The organism is Desulfoluna sp. CYM3A (genome assembly GCF_056829965.1).
Genome location: NZ_CP186556.1, coordinates 1,492,654 through 1,512,479 on the forward strand (window position 1 = coordinate 1,492,654; position 19,826 = coordinate 1,512,479).

Annotated in this window: 24 protein-coding genes and 3 pseudogenes; 10 read left to right on the forward strand and 17 right to left on the reverse strand. The window is 50.6% G+C overall.

Annotation, left to right across the window (positions count from 1 at the left end; genetic code table 11):
- Positions 1–38 precede the first annotated feature (38 nt).
- The 8 genes and pseudogenes from ACOYW1_RS07730 to ACOYW1_RS07765 form a co-directional block, all read right to left on the reverse strand.
- A complete protein-coding gene (locus ACOYW1_RS07730; protein WP_482422336.1) occupies positions 39–389 on the reverse strand; it encodes a hypothetical protein in 351 nt (116 codons plus the stop codon).
- A gap of 1,545 nt (positions 390–1,934) precedes the next feature.
- On the reverse strand, positions 1,935–2,195 hold the full coding sequence (locus ACOYW1_RS07735) for a hypothetical protein (protein WP_482422337.1): 261 nt from the start codon (positions 2,193–2,195) through the stop codon (positions 1,935–1,937).
- 313 nt (positions 2,196–2,508) lie between these two features.
- The gene (locus tag ACOYW1_RS07740) at positions 2,509–2,862 is read right to left on the reverse strand and encodes a hypothetical protein (protein WP_482422338.1); all 354 of its coding nucleotides are present in this window, start codon (positions 2,860–2,862) and stop codon (positions 2,509–2,511) included.
- A 961-nt stretch (positions 2,863–3,823) separates the two neighbouring features.
- The gene (locus ACOYW1_RS07745) at positions 3,824–4,609 is read right to left on the reverse strand and encodes an ABC transporter substrate-binding protein (RefSeq protein WP_482422339.1); all 786 of its coding nucleotides are present in this window, start codon (positions 4,607–4,609) and stop codon (positions 3,824–3,826) included.
- A 338-nt stretch (positions 4,610–4,947) separates the two neighbouring features.
- Entirely contained in the window at positions 4,948–5,730 is a 783-nt protein-coding gene (locus ACOYW1_RS07750; RefSeq protein ID WP_482423685.1) for a HAMP domain-containing protein, read from the reverse strand.
- 303 nt (positions 5,731–6,033) lie between these two features.
- Positions 6,034–6,126 (reverse strand): annotated as a pseudogene (locus ACOYW1_RS07755) (zinc-ribbon domain-containing protein); the annotation flags it as partial.
- Between the two features lie 80 nt (positions 6,127–6,206).
- The gene (locus ACOYW1_RS07760) at positions 6,207–7,142 is read right to left on the reverse strand and encodes an ABC transporter substrate-binding protein (protein ID WP_482422340.1); all 936 of its coding nucleotides are present in this window, start codon (positions 7,140–7,142) and stop codon (positions 6,207–6,209) included.
- Positions 7,143–7,725: 583 nt separating this feature from the next.
- Positions 7,726–8,223: a lactoylglutathione lyase family protein gene (locus ACOYW1_RS07765; protein ID WP_482422341.1), complete on the reverse strand. Its 498-nt coding sequence runs from the start codon at positions 8,221–8,223 to the stop codon at positions 7,726–7,728.
- Between the two features lie 175 nt (positions 8,224–8,398).
- On the opposite strand from ACOYW1_RS07765, the gene ACOYW1_RS07770 reads away from it, so the two are divergent.
- Positions 8,399–8,737, forward strand: a complete 339-nt coding sequence (locus tag ACOYW1_RS07770) for a winged helix-turn-helix transcriptional regulator (RefSeq protein ID WP_482422342.1) — start codon at positions 8,399–8,401, stop codon at positions 8,735–8,737.
- A 508-nt stretch (positions 8,738–9,245) separates the two neighbouring features.
- Here ACOYW1_RS07770 and ACOYW1_RS07775 read toward each other — a convergent pair.
- The 9 genes and pseudogenes from ACOYW1_RS07775 to ACOYW1_RS07815 all read right to left on the reverse strand — a co-directional run bounded on the left by ACOYW1_RS07775 (position 9,246) and on the right by ACOYW1_RS07815 (position 13,625).
- A complete protein-coding gene (locus tag ACOYW1_RS07775) occupies positions 9,246–9,500 on the reverse strand; it encodes a hypothetical protein (RefSeq protein WP_482422343.1) in 255 nt (84 codons plus the stop codon).
- Positions 9,501–9,811: 311 nt separating this feature from the next.
- Positions 9,812–10,105, reverse strand: a complete 294-nt coding sequence (locus ACOYW1_RS07780) for a hypothetical protein (RefSeq protein WP_482422344.1) — start codon at positions 10,103–10,105, stop codon at positions 9,812–9,814.
- 205 nt (positions 10,106–10,310) lie between these two features.
- Entirely contained in the window at positions 10,311–10,568 is a 258-nt protein-coding gene (locus ACOYW1_RS07785; RefSeq protein ID WP_482422345.1) for a hypothetical protein, read from the reverse strand.
- A 285-nt stretch (positions 10,569–10,853) separates the two neighbouring features.
- Positions 10,854–11,462: a hypothetical protein gene (locus ACOYW1_RS07790; protein WP_482422346.1), complete on the reverse strand. Its 609-nt coding sequence runs from the start codon at positions 11,460–11,462 to the stop codon at positions 10,854–10,856.
- A pseudogene (locus ACOYW1_RS07795) lies at positions 11,404–11,541 on the reverse strand (hypothetical protein); the annotation flags it as partial. The gene ACOYW1_RS07790 and the pseudogene ACOYW1_RS07795, both read right to left, overlap by 59 nt.
- A gap of 126 nt (positions 11,542–11,667) precedes the next feature.
- Positions 11,668–12,054 carry a hypothetical protein gene (locus ACOYW1_RS07800; protein WP_482423686.1) on the reverse strand — a complete coding sequence of 129 codons (387 nt, stop codon included), beginning with the start codon at positions 12,052–12,054 and terminating at the stop codon, positions 11,668–11,670.
- Entirely contained in the window at positions 12,051–12,308 is a 258-nt protein-coding gene (locus ACOYW1_RS07805; RefSeq protein WP_482422347.1) for a hypothetical protein, read from the reverse strand. The genes ACOYW1_RS07800 and ACOYW1_RS07805 overlap by 4 nt, the downstream gene beginning before the upstream one ends.
- Positions 12,309–12,545: 237 nt before the next feature.
- Positions 12,546–12,617 (reverse strand): annotated as a pseudogene (locus ACOYW1_RS07810) (hypothetical protein); the annotation flags it as partial.
- 117 nt (positions 12,618–12,734) lie between these two features.
- Positions 12,735–13,625 carry a peptidase associated/transthyretin-like domain-containing protein gene (locus tag ACOYW1_RS07815; protein ID WP_482422348.1) on the reverse strand — a complete coding sequence of 297 codons (891 nt, stop codon included), beginning with the start codon at positions 13,623–13,625 and terminating at the stop codon, positions 12,735–12,737.
- Positions 13,626–14,061: 436 nt separating this feature from the next.
- Between ACOYW1_RS07815 and ACOYW1_RS07820 the strand changes: the two genes are divergently transcribed.
- The 9 genes from ACOYW1_RS07820 to ACOYW1_RS07860 all read left to right on the forward strand — a co-directional run bounded on the left by ACOYW1_RS07820 (position 14,062) and on the right by ACOYW1_RS07860 (position 19,707).
- Complete coding sequence (locus ACOYW1_RS07820) at positions 14,062–14,565, forward strand: GNAT family N-acetyltransferase (protein WP_482422349.1); 504 nt, start codon at positions 14,062–14,064, stop codon at positions 14,563–14,565.
- Positions 14,566–14,671: 106 nt separating this feature from the next.
- Entirely contained in the window at positions 14,672–14,962 is a 291-nt protein-coding gene (locus ACOYW1_RS07825; RefSeq protein WP_180140736.1) for a putative quinol monooxygenase, read from the forward strand.
- Between the two features lie 244 nt (positions 14,963–15,206).
- Positions 15,207–15,626 carry a DJ-1/PfpI family protein gene (locus ACOYW1_RS07830; RefSeq protein WP_482422350.1) on the forward strand — a complete coding sequence of 140 codons (420 nt, stop codon included), beginning with the start codon at positions 15,207–15,209 and terminating at the stop codon, positions 15,624–15,626.
- Positions 15,623–15,769: a hypothetical protein gene (locus ACOYW1_RS07835; RefSeq protein WP_482422351.1), complete on the forward strand. Its 147-nt coding sequence runs from the start codon at positions 15,623–15,625 to the stop codon at positions 15,767–15,769. The genes ACOYW1_RS07830 and ACOYW1_RS07835 overlap by 4 nt, the downstream gene beginning before the upstream one ends.
- Positions 15,770–16,623: 854 nt before the next feature.
- Positions 16,624–16,929 carry a hypothetical protein gene (locus tag ACOYW1_RS07840; RefSeq protein ID WP_482416821.1) on the forward strand — a complete coding sequence of 102 codons (306 nt, stop codon included), beginning with the start codon at positions 16,624–16,626 and terminating at the stop codon, positions 16,927–16,929.
- Positions 16,930–17,197: 268 nt separating this feature from the next.
- Positions 17,198–17,734 (forward strand): CatB-related O-acetyltransferase, encoded by a 537-nt coding sequence (locus ACOYW1_RS07845; RefSeq protein WP_482422352.1) that lies wholly within the window; start codon positions 17,198–17,200, stop codon positions 17,732–17,734.
- A gap of 118 nt (positions 17,735–17,852) precedes the next feature.
- Positions 17,853–18,347 carry a GNAT family N-acetyltransferase gene (locus tag ACOYW1_RS07850; RefSeq protein ID WP_482422353.1) on the forward strand — a complete coding sequence of 165 codons (495 nt, stop codon included), beginning with the start codon at positions 17,853–17,855 and terminating at the stop codon, positions 18,345–18,347.
- The gene (locus tag ACOYW1_RS07855) at positions 18,335–18,907 is read left to right on the forward strand and encodes an HD domain-containing protein (RefSeq protein WP_482422354.1); all 573 of its coding nucleotides are present in this window, start codon (positions 18,335–18,337) and stop codon (positions 18,905–18,907) included. The genes ACOYW1_RS07850 and ACOYW1_RS07855 overlap by 13 nt, the downstream gene beginning before the upstream one ends.
- A gap of 161 nt (positions 18,908–19,068) precedes the next feature.
- Positions 19,069–19,707, forward strand: coding sequence for a hypothetical protein (locus tag ACOYW1_RS07860; RefSeq protein ID WP_482422355.1), 639 nt, complete (start codon positions 19,069–19,071; stop codon positions 19,705–19,707).
- The last annotated feature ends 119 nt before the right edge of the window (positions 19,708–19,826 follow it).

A 19,826-nucleotide genomic window follows, 5' to 3' on the forward strand; every position in this document is an offset into this window, starting at 1 on the left:
GCGAACTTGCGTGTTGTGACCCTAAAAGAGACAGCCCTTTAACGCCTGACGTCCTTATTTAACGGTACGACAACTTCTACGCTGGCTAAATCAAAGTCACGCTGGACATTGATTTTTCCTTCACCCGAGGCGATGAGAGTGGCTCGATCTTGATCGATATCAAAAATATCCACGTTAAAGTTTGCAGATTTGATCAAGACATCTTTGAACGTATAGTTGAACATGTTTCTGCTTTCCATATCACCGATGTTACCCCATCCATGCTCCCCTGATTTATTCTTTGGGGGGTAAGCAATTTGGGTGTTGTCGGAAAACGTGATCAGATAGCCGATATCTGGTGCGCCGGCTTCATCGGTGACTGTTACGGTACATATCCCAGTAATTTCCACTTTTATCTGTTGGCTTTACCATGACAGACAGGGTCCCCAATACCGGGAACGTACAGTTGCTTCTGTCAATCTTTGGGCTATTGTTCTTCTCGATGATATTCGCCGTTGGGTTATTGATCGTATAGTGGTTCGTTATGATATTGCTGTGATTGTTGGCGGTTCCCCCGTTTGGGGCAACACTGCTGTTGTTGGTATTGTCTCCACTGCCAAAGGAAATCTGGTTGTCACCAATTCTCGATAACGAACTGTCGCTGATTGACGACTGGCACCCTGTGGATACCAGAACGCAAGCTGTAAGAGTCATAAGAGCTTTTAATACGGGCGTTTTCATTATTGGTTTCCTTTCACTTCAAAAGAATCAGGCTTTGTTGGCGTCATTGAGGCTTGGGCTGATAAGTCGATAGGGCCCACACGGAATCGCCCCCACAGAAGCAAAAAAAATTTGACGACGGACATGTTGATGAAATCCGGGAGCTGGTTTTCAAAAGGCGCAGGCTAATCCTTCCTCGGATTTCGGCAAGATACTGTAAATTCGAATTCATCACCGCAAAAGGCGGCGTATGTATGAATCGACTTCTGAAAAGCATTAAAGCGCGAAGCATTCACAATTTACCGATGACGTGTCTTTTCTTATAAGAGTCTTTTTTTCAATCAAGTTTTGTGAGCACTGTGGTGTGCGGTACCAACGCCGAGGGAATACGGCCATGCCTGATAGCTTATAGCCCTTGTTGCTGTTCGTGTATGTCATACTGATCATCGTCATTTGCGTAAAGCGGTTCGGCTCTTGAGGTTTTTGGTGTGCTAAATGCGTTAGTGGTTTGGATTGGGTAACTCCTTCGAAAAGAATGCTTGAAATCTTATCAGTTTCTCCTGTAATACGTTAAAATAGTCTACATTCAAAGCTCTTGTGCCTTTTTTCTGGTAAAATAATGACTTCCACAGTCCCCTAAGGCTCGTCTTCACAGGTGGCTTCTGTATCTCACTTGCTAATGCAAACGAAGTGCACCCGACATGGCAATTATTTAAACAAAAATGGATATTTTGTTAAATGTGAAGGGCCAGATGCCGGGTGCCGGACCGATCTTTTAGTAAAATGAATAAACAAAAAATACCTGTTTATCCACTTTCTGCTTTGGTGTGCTAACGGGTTTAATACTTAGTCTTCTGGATCATTGTAGTTGACAGATTGAAAATTGACAGTCATGCGGTCTTCATAGTAAAGACGACAGCCTTCGAATCGGTTTGTGCTTGGGTTGCGTTTGGAACATGTAGGCTACGCCATGTACGCCTCTCATAGACATCGTTCCCGCTCGTGATTCGTCGGGGTTGGCGAACCAGACGCATTCGGAGTAGGATTACGAAGTTCCGTGGAAAGCGTGGGCCAACCGCGAACCCGTTGCCCGGACGGGAAATGGAAATAGAAAAATTTTGTAAATTCGTTACTCCCATTTTCATAGAACAGCTTCATCGCATCAATTTCGGTGTCGCCTCCCACAATCTTCACATTGAGATAGAAAACCATGCCGTTGTCTTCAACTGACTCGGTTAACGTTCTGTAATCCATTGATTGTTTGGTGTGTCCTGAATCTTGGCCGTAGGAGAAGCTGAGGCTTCCCTCAGGCCCTTCGGGGCCGCCCCTCCGGTAAAGCCAATATCCCATTTATACCCGGCAGAAATTGATGTAGAGTTGGCCTGGTTGATGGGAACGTGCTGCTGGATTTTTCCGAACGCATCGCTATCTGGTTTGAACTCAATGCCTGTCAACCCCTGAGCCCAGCCTCTGTGCTTATGATGGTTTCGAATCATTTGTTCGCCGTGACCACGGCTTCGAAAGCCCAGTTACCACCCACCATGGCATTGAGAACCTTTACCTTCGCTGGGCTATTGGCAGCAAGCAGGTTGGAGTTAGAGTAGAAGTCGTTTCTGGGTCTATTTAGTTTTATCTGTTTCACCTGAAGGGTCTGCGAAGACCCAACTCTGCCACTCCATATCCCGGTGATGAGACCACTTACGATTATTGGGAATTTCGCTTTTTTGGAAGGGTGAGTCTTGTTGTAACACCTGAGTTTTTCTACGGTCTGAATGTTTTTGAGAGCGCAAAGGACTCTTTCCTTCAATATCAACAGCGTCGGTTGTTACGTAGGGTGACTAGGCCGAGAGATTGCTTAAACTGCGACTTCTCGTCTCCGTATTGTCCTTTGGGAATTTCGGAATCAGCAAAATAGCAGTCCTCTCTTGTTGTGCCTATATCCATGTAAGACATGGAATAGTAGAACTCGCCTCTTCCCTGGACAATAAGTGCTGCCTCGACCTTGTCTGAACCACAGCCGCTCAGCTCAGTAAGAATTTTGACCGTAGGGCTTTCGATGATGATGGGAATGCCTCTTTTCAGAGCGGTGGCTACGCGCTCATCCCGAATGGCTTCGGCTTCACCGAAAGATTCGGTATCGACGAACAAAAGATTGCTGGCCATCAGACCTGAGACGTCCAGGGGGCTTTCCGTTTTGACGAATTCTTCAGAGACGCTGTTGTTTCAAGGGCGTCTCGGAGGGCCAATGCTTGTTGCTCAAGATAACCAGGTTACGTTTCATGACTTTTGACTCCTTTCACGTTATGGTGTTGATGAATTATCGCCCCGGATCGAGCATCGGGATTGATGGACCTGACCCTTAAAGCGAATGGGGCCTGTAGAAATCGTCGAATAATGAATTAAGGTGTGTTCTCTTTTTTTTAAGATCTAGTTCTAAACCGTTTGATTTTGTTTTCAGGTGCCCTTTATCTACTTGGCTGTATTGAACCGCTTATGTCTTTTTCGCTAAATGCTGACGCAATAAAATTTCAGGAGGGCGATGTGGTGCTTATGGCTCTCTTTTAAGCCAATGAATTTGATGCGTAAATCCCCCAAAGAGAGATTTTTTATGACTTTTTTCTACCTATTTTGGGGTATGTTGTGCGGTAATCTTTCGAAATTAATGATCTTTCCTTAGAAGGGGATTATGGTCGAAAAACGAATTTTGTTTTCGATTTGTTCTTGCACGGAGGCAATGGATTTTAGGGTATGGTGAAGGGACGTGTCAGCGATACCGTTGAGATTCATGGTTTCTTGCCTGGAATAAAAGGATCGTTGGGATGGTCGATAATTTCTTGGGCGTGTTAGTTGCGGACCGAGGACATGTCGATAACGTATTGGACGTTGGCAGCATTCGTTTTATCAAAATTCGGCAACGTTAGATGATGGGTAAATCTCCCAAAAAGGGGAGGAGGGTGTGTTTATCTCCCCCTTTCGGGGTAGAGGGGAAGTTCAATGCGGAGTACAGGCATGATGTTGACGTTCGGTGGTAAGTCGGTGACGTGACAGAACCTGGGAACATGGAATGATGCGGTGTGCCATGAACGGTGGTGATCTTGATTTTCAAAAGAGCCTGCCCCTCTTATTACTTACTCCCTTTTTGCAGAACCCGCTGGGTGGCGAACAGGGTTGTGAATGTCTGCAGGTCCTCGGGGATGGTCAGGCCAAGTGACTTGGCCCGTCCCAGGTTGATGCACCGTTCACCCCGGCGAGGCGTGGTAACGGCAAATTCACTTGGCGGCTGGCCCTCTAATATGTATGCGGCCAGTGTGCCTGCGTGGTAGCCCTGCTGAAACCCGGAGATTGCCTCGGAGAGCAACAGGCCGTCCTCAACGGCCCATTTCCAGAATCCCACCTCAGGCAGGCGGTTGTTTTCCAATGTCCATCGCAAAACCTTTTCCGGGGCGATTTCATTTCCTCTGTCGTCTTTCACCACATGGTAGGTGAGCACAACCAGCGCATCAGCCATTTCCTGCATGTCTCGAACAAAGTGTTGCCATTCATGAAAAGTTGTTGCTGCCTTGATACCTGCAATGGTGACATGGGCCTTGTTGGCCTGCGCTGTGATGCGTTCCAGGATAGGGCGCGAGGTGGGGCCGTTGTCGCTGATGACGGCAATACGCGATGCGTCGGGGAGGACGCGTTTCAGAAGGCGCATGGAGCCCTTGAAGCGTTCCCGTTCCATGCAGCCTGTGACGTTGTGCCCAGGAGCCATAAGGCTGTCGATGCATTCATACTCTGTCGGGTCGGCGTTGATCCCTGTAAACACAATGGGCCAATGGGTGTCTGTGGGTTGAGTGACCACGTAGCGCAGGGCATTGTCGTCGCTTGCAATGATAACATCCGGTTCCAGCCTGTTGATGAGGTCCATGGCCTTCTGGCTTTGTTGTTGCTTCCAGTCATTCCTTCTGGATGGCGTTGGGTGGCGGACTCCTAGAGAAGGCCAGATCCATGTTGTGCCCTTGTATGAAACGCTCTTCTTCCAAGGCTTCCTGTATCCCTTGACTTACGTCCCTTACCCAGGGGTATTCCGCATGGTAACTCTGGAGGATCAGCACTCGCTTCGAATGGGTAGAATCCGTTGCCCAGGCAGTAAGACACAGTGCGGCAACCAGAGCATAAAACAGACTTTTTATTCTCATCATTGAGTCTCCGGAAAACCGGCGGGCAAGGCCCACCGGATGGGTTCATGAGCGTTATGAGGGGCTGCTACCGGTTGTTTTTACTCCTCAGTCGCTTAATGGCCACACTGATACTGTTCCGCATGCGGCAGATGGCTTCGGCCAATTCCCCGATCTCATCGCGAGAGTCCACATGGACGGGAATTGTCAGATCCCCCAGGCTGATACGATCGGCGACCTCGGAAAGGTGTATGATCCGTCGTGTGGTGCGGCGACCGTAAAAGATGAAGATAGACGCAGCCAAAAGGGCCCCGAGTCCCATGGCCAGAAGGGTTCCCTGCAGGGCTTCTGTGGTGATCTGCCGGGCCTGCTTTCGGAGCAGGCTGACGTTTTCTTCTATCTCTTCGGTCTTGAACGCAGTTCCCGTCACATAAGGGGTTCCGCGAACTTTGGTGACGATTAGGTACCATCTGCTGGTCTGCCCTTTGTCCTGCCACAGGTAAAATCCTTCTGCGGAGGGTTTCGTCTCGACTGCTGTGAGGATGTTCCAGAAGGCTTTGAAATCAGGTTGGTCTGCCTTCAGTTCAGACAGGTCTTTTCCTACGATGTTCGGGTCGATGTGGGCCCAGCTGCGCCAGATCCCGCCGGGCCGCGGCCGTTCGTAGAGAAAGGTGTAGCCGGAGGTCCCTATTTTTTTGATGGCGATTTTTTTAAAGTAGATGTCCCGGTTAAAGTTGCGGTTGATAAGGTCCGGGTGCCTGAAGAGATATTGGCGGACCTGCCGTGCGTTGGAACGGCTCTGCTCCCGGAGGTGCCTTTGTTCGATGTTCCATATCGCATCGGACATGGTTTCGGTGACCTGGGTGTCCATGCGCGGCATGACCAGCTGTGTGAAGTACCAGAGGCTGCCTGCGCAGACGAGCAGAAAGGGAAGAATAGAGAACAGAATAAATTTACCTGTGAGCCCAATGCCTTTTCCGGGCGGTTTATCCTCTGGGCTGGACTGAGAAATCCGGCCCTGCATGGGCGCCGGCGGCTCAGTGTCGAAAGACGGCGTCTCTGGCTCGGTGCCGGGAGACAGGTCCCCTGACAGTATTTGATTTTCTTCACGCGTGAGGGGTGATGTTGCGGTGGCGACCGGCTCCTTTTGCTTGGTGATGACGAACCAGTTGCCACAGGCCAGGCATTTGGCTTTGGAGCGGTCGGAGTGCAGTGTTTGTGCTTTTATGCTGTACGTTTTGCCGCAGTGAGTGCATGAAATGATCATGGGGGCATTTCCTTTTTGATGGCAGCATGTGAATAAGCCGTGAACAGTTTCTTTAAGCGTGGCATGGGGCCAATGGCGTATCAGTCCGGCGGGGATGAAAGAGGGGATCGAGCCGTCATGGTGGGAAACAGCTTGGCTGTTTTGGTCAGGTGGGCAGGAATCGCAAGGCCGAGCTCATCGGCGCGTGCCTGGTTGATGCAAGGTTGGCCGGTTCGGGGGGCGGATACGGGAAAGTCCCCGGGGGACTGACCGCCAAGGATATACGAGGTGATGGTACCCACATAGTACCCCTGGTCATAGCCGGAGATGGCATCTGAGCAGAGGAGGCCCTGGGAGACGGCCCAGGGCCAGAATCCCATGTCGGGAAGCTTACTGTGGGAGGTTGTCCAGGCCAGGATCTTTTCAGCAGGCACATGGGTGCCGTTGTCATCCTTTACGGTGTGATAGACGACGACAGCCAAGGCATCGGCCCGGGTTTGGATTTTGGTGACAAAGTCTTTCCAGGCGGTGAAGTCGTCTGTCTCCAGGGAATCGACAACCGTCACCCCATGGGTCGGGGCCAGGGCTTTGATGCGTTGAACCACAGGGGCCCCTGTGGGGGATGCATCGGAGATAATGGCCAGGCGTTTGATGCCTGGAACGATGCGTCTCATAAAGGCCAGGCTTTCAGGGAACCGTTCCCTTTCCAGGGCCCCTGTGATGTTGCCCTCCGGGTTCTCCCGGTTGGTGATGATTCCGTATTCCTCCGGGGCCCGGTTGACCCTTGCAAAAACAAACGCACAACCTGACGTGTTCATCCGCCGGACAACGTATTCCTGGCAGTTGTCGTCCAGGGCGATGACCACTGCCGGTCGAAGGCGACCGATGGCTTCACGGGCCATTTTACCTGCATCCTCTTTCCACTCACGGGAAGTACGCCGCTTGGTGTCCATGTAGAAGGACTCAAAGGCGAGGTTTTCGTCCGGGATATAGTACTCATCCGCCAGGGCGTCCAGGACGCCTTGCTCTATAGACATGTCCCACGGGTTGGAGGTGTGGTAGCTGTGAAGGAGAAGGACTTTTGGGCGTGTTTCTGATGTTGTAGGGGGTGGCGAAAGTGCTAAACAACATAAAATCAGAGGCGTAAAGATGATGGTGATGCATGTGAAACGGTGCATTCGTGTCTCCCTGTGCGCGGTGAAACGGTGCCGGAGCGGATTCATATCAAAAAGGTGTTGTCTTTGTGGTGGTGACGTTTTTTTGTGCTGAAAAATAGCAAAATTGATGCCATGGGAGGGTGGAAGGAGGAAGGGAGGTTCCGAAGGCTTACCGATAGAGGCTATCCTTGAAAGTCACAGTGATAATGCGTTGGTTTTGTGTTGATATATAATTGATTTTTTCGCTGTTCGATTCCTAAAAATCGAACTTTTATTCTTGTCTCTCTGGTTCGGTTGGTGGGTTAATGCGCCGTTTGGGGCTTTGGCGGGTCCGTTATACCGGATAGCAAAAAGTAGGGTGTCCCCAATGTCATTTTGATTATAGTGAATACTGGATAGAGTAGGACATGGTATCAGGCGTATATAAAACAATGCCCGCACGGAAGTGCGGACATTGTGCGAGTTATTCCTGATATGCGCCAGCGGAGTAGGTCAGTTCGTAGCTGTGGGAATAGATTTCGATGAGATTGCCGAAGGGGTCTTCGCAGTACACCATGCGGTAGGGTTTGTCGCCCGGGTAGTATTCGCGCACGGGCATTCGCTGCTTTCCGCCATTTTCTACGATTTTGGCGGCCAACCCCTCCACGTCCGGGTCTTGTACACAAAAGTGAAAGACGCCCGTTTTCCAATATTCAAAGTTGTTTTCCCTCTGCTCAGAGTTTCGAAATTCGAAAATTTCGACGCCGATCTTGTCACCTGTGGCAAGGTGCGCAATACGAAAACTGCCCCAGCCTTCGCCAAAGACATCGTTACACATCACGCCTATGGCAGAATCATCAGCCTTGATTTCTGTGGGGGGCATGATCACATACCATCCAAGGACGTTCGTGTAGAAATCTACAGCCTGTTCCAGGTTTGTCACGGATAGTCCTATATGTGAAAAAGTTCTTGGGTATGTCATTGTTGTACTCCTGTATATAATGGTTTGTGTTTGGTGGTGTTCTCTGTAACAATATGTAAAATAAGGCGATTGGAGTGAGTGCGCAAGAAGGCACTTTTCAGTTCGACACGAACCAATCGGTGCGAATTGCCGTCAGATGGGCGGATAACAGGCACATTTTTTTTGAGGCTCTGAAATGATTAAATGGAACGGCCGGGAATATCGTTGCCCGGTTGAAGTCACGATGGAGGTGCTCAGCGGCAAATGGAAATGCCTTATGTTGTGGCACCTTCATGATGGGGACAAGCGCTACAAGGAATTGGAACGAGTTGTTCCTGGAGTTAGCCAGAAGATGCTGACTCAGCAGCTGAAAGAATTGGAACGGGACGGCTTGATAATACGAACCGTTCATCCGGAAGTCCCGCCCCGTGTGGAATACGCTCTGACTGAACTGGGTAAAAGTGTGTTCCCGATCCTTGAAATGATGCACATATGGGGTGTCAACCAGCTGGGGCTCGTGGAACGGGAAGAGTAAGGGCCCGCCCGCTAAAATAAAAATCAGGCGTTAATCAGGTAGAAAGGCAGAGGGCAGGATCTTTATGATGGGCAAAAAAGAGCCTGTCCCTCCTTATTAGTCCTTTTGGATATCAGGCCCATACATAAGGCCGGGTGTGATGACGTGTGTTTTCAGCATGGTCGTGTCGGACGCCGGAGTTGCAGATCAAGGGCTGAGCGTTTTACACATAAAACGGCCCTGGCCATTGATTTCATATATGAGCCAGGCCCTGAAATTCAAATATCTGTTTTGAGTTTTAATAATGGTGGCCATTAGGTTGCAGGACATGCCTTTGCTTGCAACCTAATGGCTTTAAGGACGCTATTCCTCGCAAGGAGTATCTACCTGGCCTTGTCGCCAGCTTGGATTTATGCCATCCAAAAAGGATATCGTCTCCTCATCTGTGGTGCAGAGGTGGTTGAACATAAGCATGAGGTGTGAAAGGTTTTTAAGTTTTGTGATACTTGAAGGGATAATGCCTTTAAGCTCATTGCTGTCTAACTGGAAGAGTAAAGGTCCGTGAGCTCTCCGATGCTTTGGGGATGGGTCCGGATAGTTGGTTTCCGCCAAGGAGGAGGTCTCTCAACTGGCTCATGTTGCCGATATTTTCAGGCAGAGTTCCCGTCAGCTGGTTCCATGAGAGGTCAAGGGACGTGAGGTTGCTGAGTTGGCTGAGGGAGGCCGGGAGCATGCCTTGGAGGTTGTTATTCTGCAAGTTGAGGGAAAAGGTTGATGTATGCATGTCGTATTGGACGCCGTACCAATTACGAAGATCGTCATCGGTGCCCCAGCCGTCGTTGTTTGTCCATTGCGGGCCATTGGTGGTTTGATAGAGTTCCGTGAGAATATCACGAATGGCATGTTCTGGGAAATATCTATCTGGCCTTGTCGCCAGCTTGGATTTATGCCATCCAAAAAGGATATCGTCTCCTCATCTGTGGTGCAGAGGTGGTTGAGCATAAGCATGCTAGGTGTGAAAGGTTTTTAAGTTTTGTGATACTTGAAGGGATAATGCCTTTAAGCTCATTGCTGTCTAACTGGAGAGAGTAAAGGTCAGTGAGCTCTCCGATGCTTTGGGGGATGGGGTCCGGATAGTTGGTTTCCGCCAAGGAGGAGGTCTCTCAACTGGCTCATGTTGCCGATATTTTCAGGCAGAGTTCCCGTCAGCTGGTTCCATGAGAGGTCAAGGGACGTGAGGTTGCTGAGTTGGCTGAGGGAGGCCGGGAGCATGCCTTGGAGGTTGTTATTCTGCAAGTTGAGGGAAAAGGTTGATGTATGCATGTCGTATTGGACGCGGAACCAATTACGAAGATCGTCATCGGTGCCCAGCTGTTGTTGTTTGTCCATTGCGCGCCATTGGTGGTTTGATAGAGTTCCGTGAGAATATCACGAATGGGCAGGGCAGGGGGTATCCATCTGGCCTTGTCGCCAGCTTGGATTTATGCCATCCAAAAAGGATATCGTCTCCTCATCTGTGGTGCAGAGGTGGTTGAGCATAAGCATGAGGTGTGAAAGGTTTTTAAGTTTTGTGATACTTGAAGGGATAATGCCTTTAGCTCATTGCTGTCAAGCTGGAGAGAGTAAAGGTCAGTGAGCTCTCCGATGCTTTGGGGGATGGGTCCGGATAGTTGGTTTCCGCCAAAGTGGAGGTCTCAACTGGGCCAGTGTCGCCATTTTCAGGCAGAGTTCCCGTCAGCTGGTTCCATGATAGGTTAAGGGACGTGAGGTTGCTGAGTTGGCTGAGGGAGGCCGGGAGCATGCCTTGGAGGTTGTTATTCTGCAAGTTGAGGGAAAAGGTTGATGTATGCATGTCGTATTGGACGCCTACCAATTACGAAGATCGTCATCGGTGCCCCAGCCGTCGTTGTTTGTCCATTGCGGGCCATTGGTGGTTTGATAGAGTTCCGTGAGAATATCACGAATGGGCAGGCAGGGGGGTATCCACGGCCTTGTCGCCAGCTTGGATTTATGCCATCCAAAAAGGATATCGTCTCCTCATCTGTGGTGCAGAGGTGGTTGAGCATAAGCATGAGGTGTGAAAGGTTTTTAAGTTTTGTGATACTTGAAGGGATAATGCCTTTAAGCTCATTGCTGTCTAACTGGAGAGAGTAAGCTGAGCTCTCCTGATGCTTTGGGGGATGGGTCCGGATAGTTGGTTTCCGCCAAGGAGGAGGTCTCTCAACTGGCTCATGTTGCCGATATTTTCAGGCAGAGTTCCCGTCAGCTGGTTCCATGAGAGGTCAAGGGACGTGAGGTTGCTGAGTTGGCTGAGGGAGGCCGGGAGCATGCCTTGGAGGTTGTTATTCTGCAAGTTGAGGGAAAAGGTTGATGTATGCATGTCGTATTGGACGCCGTACCAATTACGAAGATCGTCATCGGTGCCCCAGCCGTCGTTGTTTGTCCATTGCGCGCCATTGGTGGTTTGATAGAGTTCCGTGAGAATATCACGAATGGGCAGGCAGGGGGTATCCATCTGGCCTTGTCGCCAGCTTGGATTTATGCCATCCAAAAAGGATATCGTCCCCTCATCTGTGGTGCAGAGGTGGTTGAGCATAAGCATGAGGTGTGAAAGGTTTTTAAGTTTTGTGATACTTGAAGGGATAGTGCCTTTAAGCTCATTGCTGTCAAGCTGGAGAGAGTAAAGGTCAGTGGAGCTCCTCCGTTGGGCTTTGGGGGATGGGTCCGGATAGTTGGTTTCCGCCAAGGTGGAGGTCTCTCAACTGGCTCATGTTGCCGATATTTTCAGGCAGAGTTCCCGTCAGCTGGTTCCATGATAGGTTAAGGACGTGAGGTTGCTGAGCTGGCTGAGGGAGGCCGGGAGCATGCCTTGGAGGTTGTTATTCTGCAAGTTGAGGGAAAAGGTTGATGTATGCATGTCGTATTGGACGCCGTACCAATTACGAAGATCGTCATCGGTGCCCCAGCCGTCGTTGTTTGTCCATTGCGGGCCATTGGTGGTTTGAGTACAGTTCTGTGAGAATATCACGAATGGGCAGGCAGGGGGTATCCATCTGGCCTTGTCGCCAGCTTGGATTTATGCCATCCAAAAAGGATATCGTCTCCTCATCTGTGGTGCAGAGGTGGTTGAGCATAAGCATGAGGTGTGAAAGGTTTTTAAGTTTTGTGATACTTGAAGGGATAATGCCTTTAAGCTCATTGCTGTCAAGCTGGAGAGAGTAAAGGTCAGTGAGCTCTCCGATGCTTTGGGGGATGGGTCCGGATAGTTGGTTTCCTCCAAGGTGGAGGTCTCTCAACTGGCTCATGTTGCCGATATTTTCAGGCAGAGTTCCCGTCAGCTGGTTCCATGAGAGGTCAAGGGACGGGCGAGGTTGCTGAGCTGGCTTAGGGAGGCCGGGAGCATGCCTTGGAGGTCGTTATTCTGCAAGTTGAGTGAAAAGGTTGATGTATGCATGTCGTATTGGACGCCGTACCAATTACTCAAGATCTCGTTATCGGTGCCCCAGCCGTCGTTGTTTGTCCATTGCGGGCCATTGGTGGTTTGATAGAGTTCCGCGAGAATATCACGAATGGGCAGGCAGGGGGTATCCATCTGGCCTTGTCGCCAGCTTGGATTTATGCCATCCAAAAAGGATATCGGTCTCCTCATCTGTGGTGCAGAGGTGGTTGAGCATAAGCATGAGGTGTGAAAGGTTTTTAAGTTTTGTGATACTTGAAGGATAATGCCTTTAAGCTCATTGCTGTCAAGCTGGAGAGAGTAAAGGTCAGTGAGCTCTCCGATGCTTTGGGGGATGGGTCCGGATAGTTGGTTTCCTCCAAGGTGGAGGCTCTACTGGCTCATGTTGCCGATATTTTCAGGCAGAGTTCCCGTCAGCTGGTTCCATGATAGGTTAAGGGACGTGAGGTTGCTGAGCTGGCTGAGGGAGGCCGTAGATGCCTTAGGTCGTTATTCTGCAAGTTGAGGGAAAAGGTCGACGTATACATGTCGTATTGGACGCCGTACCAATTGTAAAGATCGTCACTGGTTTCCCACCCACCGTTGTTGTCGATTCAGCGATTGGTTGCATCGTAAATATCTATCAATGCATCTCTCATGGGGTGGCAGGGCGTGTCGATTTGTGCATGTCCCCCGACCGGATTTATTGAAACAGTTGAGAAATGCTATAGTGTTAGCATTGTCTGAACAAAGATGGTTGTGGCTTAGGTTAATGCTGGAGAGTTTTTTTAGATTTACAATGGTTGAAGGTATTGTTCCTCTGAGTCGGTTGTAACTTAAATCAATGGATTCAAGACGTGTGATAGATCCGATGGAATCCGGAATAGCTACCAATAAGTTGTTTTGGCTTAAATTAATGGATACCAATTCGGAAAAAGTTGAAATTGTTTGAGGTATGCTTCCTGTTAGTCCGTTGTTGGAAAGGTCTATTCCAATAAGGGGAGAACTTGAGGTTGTATCAAACTCTATTCCATACCAGTTTTCCTCAGATCCACGTTTTGAGAAACCGTCTGATTCGAGAGGAGGCTCTTTCCATCCCGCGTTATTGCTCCATGAATCACCATCTGTGCTGTTGTATAGATCAATAAGCGCAGGTCGAATATCAATTTTTGCTGAAAAGTTAATATTGCTTATCTCTTGTTCTGTTGTGAACTTTACTTGTTTTTTCTCTGGAGTGAAAATATATCCATCCAATTCAGGCGTTATTGTGAAATGTTGACCTGTGGCGTCCTCTTTTTTGAATTCAAAAGAATAATTCCCGTCCATGTTGGTAATCGTCTTGCGCGATAATCCATCAGATAATATAATCTTAACACCCTTGAGGGGCTCGTTGTTATGTGAAACTTTTCCTGATATTTTGCAACTGAATAGTAATAGGGCTGATAGCGTCAATACTATAAATCTGGTCTTCATTACATTCTCCTGTATGAGATAAATATCAATGTGATTTGACAGTGGTCTGTAATGGAATGTGCTCTAACAGGCTAAGATAACGAAGATGTATACCTGTGAGAAATGTTGAGTGCAAGTAAAAAATGAATGTTTAGGTGGTGTTCTGCTAAGATAAAGCTCTTTTTTGTTTTGGGGTTTTGTAGCGAACTTGGATTTTTTAGAATCGCGATATCGAGAGTAATCACTATTTGAAGGTGGGTGTAGTTTTGTTGAAGTAAATTAAAGATGAACCGATACGAGGGTGCATTTATATTAGAGTAACAATGCGAATCAGGTGGTCCGGTAATAAAGTTACATAACAATTTTTATATGGACATAGATAATTAATAGTCCCGTCAGGACTTTGTTTCTGTGCTTTCGTCCAATTGGCATTATCGTTATCAAGAAGGATCATCATATGTCGCCTGTAACCATCAAGGAATTTGCCCCCCAGGACCGCCCCGAAGAAAAAAGCAAGTTACTGCCGGTGTTCCTTGAGATTTGGAATGCCCTGGAAAACCTGACTTATTTATCCCCGACCCTGCTCCCGTTTGAGCCGGACGTCGTTGAGTCATGGCTTCAACACCACAAAGAGCATGGGGGGCGATATTTCTGCGCATTGGACGATCTGGGCGAGATCCTGGGCGTGTTGGTCGTTAAGGTGAATTCGCTGGATGGGTTTGAAATTTATGGTGTCGGCGTGCTGCCGCATCGAAAAGGAGAGGGGCTCGGGCGGCTCTTGGTGAAGCACGCCGTGGAGGTTGCGATCTTTCTGGGCTTTAAGGATGTTCGCGCCCTGGTGTTCGCGGACAACGCGGCCATGCTGTGCCTTTTGGTCAGGTTGGGCTTTGTACCCACCGCCATGCAGTACCATATGCGATCCGACGGTGCCGATGCCGTTGTTCTTAAAACGTATCTTTAGTGGGGATGGTCCACGGGCAGAGTACGTTCAGCTGTTTACCCATTGCTTTTGGGGGGCGAGTCCTTCTTTAAAGCATGCCCCGGCATTATTCCCAAGGAGGCTTGACATGTCACAAGAACTGATCATTGTCGCCAGAATCGAGGCAAAAAGTGAACAAATCGGCCTGGTCAAGGGGGAGCTGCTAAAGCTTCTTGTTCCGACCCGGAAGGAGGAGGGCTGCCTTCAGTATGATCTCCACCAGGACAACGAAAACCCGGCGGTTTTCCTGTTCTACGAACGATGGGAAAGCCGCGAATTATGGCAGGTGCATATGAACAGCGCCCATCTTGCCGAGTATCTGAAGGCAACGGAAGATGCGGTTGCGCTGTTTGCCGTGAACGAAATGTCAAAGGTGTAGCCGGGGGCGATACACTGCAAGACATCAGAGTTGCAGTTGATGAGGGGTGACTGATCGCTTTGAAAAACGCAACCCCTCTGGCCTGGAAGATGGCATCCATCGGCAGGCTTGGACCAGGAGCATTGATGTTGCCACCCGAAGGTGGCGTCATTTTTCCATCTGTCAGGCTGGCCATCGGCCGGGATGGCATAAGAAAAAGGACTTGTGTGCATGAAACGCGTGTATGTGCTTGTGTTTGACGGGTATGCGGATTGGGAGCTGGGCAACGTCCTTGCCGAAGTTCGGCGGTTGGGCAGGACCCGAGGTGGTAAGCGTGGGGTTTACCGAAGGCATTGTCGTTTCCATGGGAGGGTTGCGCGTGATCCCGGATATGTCTCTCTCCCGGGTCGAGCCGGGCGATATCTCCCTGTTTATCCTGCCCGGGGGCTACCTGTGGGAAAAGGGGTACCCAAGGGATGAGCTGGAGCTTTTCCTCAAAAGCCTGGAAGCGTCCGGTACTCCCATTGCCGCCATTTGCGCGGCCACCACGGTTCTTGCACGGGCGGGGATCTCAGGGACAGGGAGCATACCAGCAACTCGCCCGTCTATCTGGAAAAAATGGCCTCCGGCCACACCGATCCGAAGCTTTATGTGGAAGCCCTTGTCGTCAGGGACAGGCAGGTGATTACCGCAAGCGGGCTGGGCGCCGTGGATTTTACGGTGCAGGTGCTGGAAGAGCTGGCGCTGTCCACACCGGAGACGAGGCAGATCTGGTATGACGCATTCAAAAAGGGGGAGTACCCTGACGATTTTGATCATGAAGGCTAAAGAGCTGGCAAGGCATACAAAGCCGGTTGCCGTATTTTCAGCGCATATGTCTTGAATATGGGTGCTCTGGATGCGTGACCTGTCCGGGGCAACCTCTCGCAGGCCCGTTCAGGCCATGAAAACAAACAATTTTTTCTGGGGAAAGGTGCCGTGGTCGTGATCGGTGTGGCGGGATGCAACATCCTGCATTTTGTGATGAAAAAATGTTGACATTCCCAAAGGAGGAACTTATGGCGAGCGGTAATAACTAGTTATTGCATGTGTGTGGAGCGACCCGACAGGATGTTGGCCCATCCTGCCAGGCCTAACCAGAACAACCTTAAAAGGAGGTCGTCATGGCTAAGCGGTTTTTTACACCACCCCCCAATCCATTTCAAGTCGTATTTTACTTACCCCATTCCACGTTAACCCCTTTCAACACACCGTGTTGCCGCGTTTTGTGGCCCGTGGGTGCGCCTGTGCCTGACTAACAGGCGGGAAGACGCATCTTCGGAATTCGGTGCCATGTCTCAAAGCCCTGTCGTCAGGGTTTTTCCTCTCCTGATCTCACCGAAGGTGCGTTTGCCTTTCACCGATATGCCCGGGGCTGTCTCATTTTCCTTGAGCCGTGTCACGCGCACAGAAAAATCGCCGGATTTGCTTATGTGATTTCTTGGGCGATGGATTGTGGGCGCTACGCCACGGGTGTCCCCATGGCCACGGATCCGTAAAGACTGCGAAAGGATGCGCGTTGCCCGGGCATTTAGCAGAAAAACGGCACGGCGGCGGTGCGTTTGCTCCTGCAGGATGAGCGCCTTCAGCCGTTGTTGTATGCCGCTTCCGTCACACCGCACTAACAAAAAAGGAGGGTCGCCATGACCTTGCCCGAGATCCAACCCATCCCCGGAATGTTTTCCGGTTCCGACGTGTCCGAGCTTTGCGACGCCATCAAGGATGTCCACCGCCTGCTGGTCTCCGTAGGCGGGTTTTACTCCGAACTTGACGGGGCCGAAGACCCCGGTGGCAACGGCCTGCAGATCGATTTCAAGAAGTGGGGCATCCGGACCATCACCGAAGACCTTCTCTCCCGGCAGTTTGGGATGATCGACCGGATTGTCTCATTTTACAAGGAGGAACAGCAGAGAATGAAAGCCTCTTCCGGAGGGCGGCAGGTGCGGTAATCTTCCGCTTGATGCAGGAGCATATTCAGCGAAAACGGCATGGAAATATCCTGGCAGGGGCCTGTGGATTTTTGCTCTTTTTGGTGGTACTCCTGGCTTTGAAAGGCCGGGGGCCTTCATTGGCGTATGGCCCGGAGCCTGAGTATTTTCAAAGCACGCGAAGGAGAATCATGGATCGCAGCGTTATATTTCCCATGCCCAACGACACCCACACCTGTTTATTAGAAAAAACACCATAAACCCATCCATCATCGTCGGCGATTACAATATGGTGGACCCCCTGCAGTTCGAAACCGCCAACGTGCTGTATCATTACCCCGTCAACAACGATAAGCTGGTCATCGGAAAGTACTGCTCCCTTGCTTCCGGTGCTACTTTCCTCCTCAACGGGGGCAACCACAAAAACGAGAGCTTTGTAAATTATCCCTTTGCCATATTTCGGGATATGTGGGAACAAGATGTTGCCGTCAATGACTTGGGGGGCAACAAAGGCGATATCGTGGTAGGAAACGATGTGTGGATCGGAAACGGTTCCGTTATCATGGCGGGAGTCTCCATAGGAGACGGCGCAAGGATCGCCGCACGGGCCGTGGTCACCAAGGATGTGGAACCCTATGAGGTGGTGGGCGGCGTCCCGGCCCGGCACATTTCCATGCGGTTTGACAAGGAGGTCGTGGACCTTCTGCTCCGGCTGGCGTGGTGGGACCTTGACGAAGAGATTCTGAAACCAATGATCCCCGTTCTCATGGGAGGAGACAGGCCAGCCCTTGAAAGGCTTGTTACCCGGGTTTGCCCCCGGCCCTGACCGGTTTGCCCGCCCGTGTACGGTGGGGGAGGGTGCTGAAATGGAAAAATCAGAAACCAGGCGGAAATATTCATGACAGAAATCGTGCCCTATTCAGAGATATATTTCCGCGACGATAGTGGAGATCATCCTGTTCCATCGACGCAGAGGAATTTGCAGTCGATCTACCCCTTACCATCAACCCGATCTGCTGGAGATCCCGTCCTTTTATCAACAAGGAAACGGCAACTTCTGGGTGGCCGTAAGCGAAGAAGAGGTTGTGGGCACCGTGTCGCTGCTGGATATCGGCGGCGGGAAAGCGGCCTTGCGAAAAATGTTCGTCAGGAAAGCCTTCCGGGGGGCGACGCACGGGGTGGCGGAACGCCTGCTCACAACCCTTCTGGCATGGGGGGCCTCAACGGGAATCGACGGTATCTACCTTGGGACGACGTCGGCATTTAAGGCAGCCCATCGGTTTTACGAAAAATACGGGTTTCTTGAAATCCCGGCATCTGCGCTGCCCCCTTCGTTCCCGAAGATGGCCGTGGACACGAAATTCTACACACAGACGATTGCTGTGGAAGCTGCCGTCACACCAATTGGGGGAGACCAAAGACAGTTATGGACGCACTGACCGATTTTTTGCTGGAACTCGATGCCCTGAAGCTCGTGAACCGAAGAACCTACATTGCCGGCGGCAAGCGCCTTGAAAATTCTGCTGAGCACTCCTGGCACCTGGCCATGGCCTGCTGGCTGATGGCCAATCATCTGAAGCGAGACGTCTCCATGGAAAAACTCATCAAGCTAGCCCTCGTCCATGACCTGGGGGAGATTGACCCCGGGGATACCTTTCTCTACGACAGCGCGCGAAATGCAGCGCCGGATCTGGAGAGGAAATGCGTGGCAAGGCTTGCGGCCCATGGTGGAAACACCATCAACGATCTTGCCGAGCTGTGGGACGAGCAGGAACTCGGGAACTCCAGGGAAGCCGCCTTGTTGAAGGTGGTGGACCGGTTGCTCCCTTTTCTGCATAACCTGGCAAGCCATGGGCAGGCATGGAAGGACCACGGGATCACAAAAAGCCAGGTCATGGAAGCCCATGCCTTCATAAAAGACGTAGAACCGGATATCTACGCCTGGTTTCTCCAGAATCTGGAAACCGCCGTCAATAATGGCTGGTTGCTGAAAAACTAACCTCGGATCCCGGTGGGGCGTTCAATGCGGTTGGATTTTGAACGCTGTTTTTTATTGCTTAAGCTTTTTGGATTGAGTAAAAAAGGCGATTCAATCATGCCCTTGTCTGGAAGGGTTGATCCTCCTTTATTACGTATGGAAACCTCAAAGGCGTTTTGGTTATGTCCTCTCCCCGGAATTCGAAACAGTTCACGGAGCCCTGGTACACCGCTTACTACTTTCTTCAACAGGATATCGACATCCGGTGCCCGGAATGCGACGGGCACGCCATCTCCAGGGGCAAATCCGAGTATCTGCTCCCCTGGTGCCCCACAGGCACGCGGGTGGTCTGCACCCGGTGTTCGTACACCAGGACGTGTGAGCAATTCTCCTGGTCGGGGCCTGTCAAAGGCTTCGGCCGTCGTCCCTGCAGCGCGTGTGGTCACAAGTGGGTGAACGCACGGGTGAATTGTGAATCGACCCCGCAAAGGCCCTTCAACACGGTTGAGGCTCCCTGCCCGGAGTGTGGTGCCGTCAATGTTGTGGACATCTCGTGGTCCATTGATTTTTTCAGCGGCAGACCCCTTGATCCCTACAACGGGGAGCGGCTCTGGTATGTTGATGACGTCAGGGGCAATGAGATATGGGCATACAATATGGCGCATCTGACGTATCTCAGGGAGTATATCTCTTCTTCCCTGAGGGAACGGGGAGATCATGCCGGAAAATACGCCATCATCACGAATCTCCCCGCGTGGATGAAGAGTAAAAAGAACCGGGATGATGTGATAAAAACGCTGGACAGATTGATGAAGATGTAGGAACAAGCGGGAACGGCCTGCCAGGGGCGACATCAATCGTTACTTATTCTTATGCATCCTCTTCAGCTCAAAATTGTCTCCGGCGGATCGTGGGCCAAACGGTATCGACTGGTAGTAAA

Coding starts and splice junctions, on each gene's coding strand:
- ACOYW1_RS07735 (WP_482422337.1), bottom strand. CDS start 2,195: ATGATTCGAAACCATCATAAGCACAGAGGCTGGGCTCAGGGGTTGACA.
- ACOYW1_RS07740 (WP_482422338.1), bottom strand. CDS start 2,862: ATGGCCAGCAATCTTTTGTTCGTCGATACCGAATCTTTCGGTGAAGCC.
- ACOYW1_RS07745 (WP_482422339.1), bottom strand. CDS start 4,609: ATGGACCTCATCAACAGGCTGGAACCGGATGTTATCATTGCAAGCGAC.
- ACOYW1_RS07750 (WP_482423685.1), bottom strand. CDS start 5,730: ATGGACACCCAGGTCACCGAAACCATGTCCGATGCGATATGGAACATC.
- ACOYW1_RS07760 (WP_482422340.1), bottom strand. CDS start 7,142: ATGTCTATAGAGCAAGGCGTCCTGGACGCCCTGGCGGATGAGTACTAT.
- ACOYW1_RS07765 (WP_482422341.1), bottom strand. CDS start 8,223: ATGACATACCCAAGAACTTTTTCACATATAGGACTATCCGTGACAAAC.
- ACOYW1_RS07770 (WP_482422342.1), top strand. CDS start 8,399: ATGATTAAATGGAACGGCCGGGAATATCGTTGCCCGGTTGAAGTCACG.
- ACOYW1_RS07775 (WP_482422343.1), bottom strand. CDS start 9,500: ATGCATACATCAACCTTTTCCCTCAACTTGCAGAATAACAACCTCCAA.
- ACOYW1_RS07780 (WP_482422344.1), bottom strand. CDS start 10,105: ATGGACAAACAACAACAGCTGGGCACCGATGACGATCTTCGTAATTGG.
- ACOYW1_RS07785 (WP_482422345.1), bottom strand. CDS start 10,568: ATGCATACATCAACCTTTTCCCTCAACTTGCAGAATAACAACCTCCAA.
- ACOYW1_RS07805 (WP_482422347.1), bottom strand. CDS start 12,308: ATGGATACCCCCTGCCTGCCCATTCGTGATATTCTCGCGGAACTCTAT.
- ACOYW1_RS07815 (WP_482422348.1), bottom strand. CDS start 13,625: ATGAAGACCAGATTTATAGTATTGACGCTATCAGCCCTATTACTATTC.
- ACOYW1_RS07820 (WP_482422349.1), top strand. CDS start 14,062: ATGTCGCCTGTAACCATCAAGGAATTTGCCCCCCAGGACCGCCCCGAA.
- ACOYW1_RS07825 (WP_180140736.1), top strand. CDS start 14,672: ATGTCACAAGAACTGATCATTGTCGCCAGAATCGAGGCAAAAAGTGAA.
- ACOYW1_RS07830 (WP_482422350.1), top strand. CDS start 15,207: ATGCGGATTGGGAGCTGGGCAACGTCCTTGCCGAAGTTCGGCGGTTGG.
- ACOYW1_RS07840 (WP_482416821.1), top strand. CDS start 16,624: ATGACCTTGCCCGAGATCCAACCCATCCCCGGAATGTTTTCCGGTTCC.
- ACOYW1_RS07845 (WP_482422352.1), top strand. CDS start 17,198: ATGGTGGACCCCCTGCAGTTCGAAACCGCCAACGTGCTGTATCATTAC.
- ACOYW1_RS07855 (WP_482422354.1), top strand. CDS start 18,335: ATGGACGCACTGACCGATTTTTTGCTGGAACTCGATGCCCTGAAGCTC.
- ACOYW1_RS07860 (WP_482422355.1), top strand. CDS start 19,069: ATGTCCTCTCCCCGGAATTCGAAACAGTTCACGGAGCCCTGGTACACC.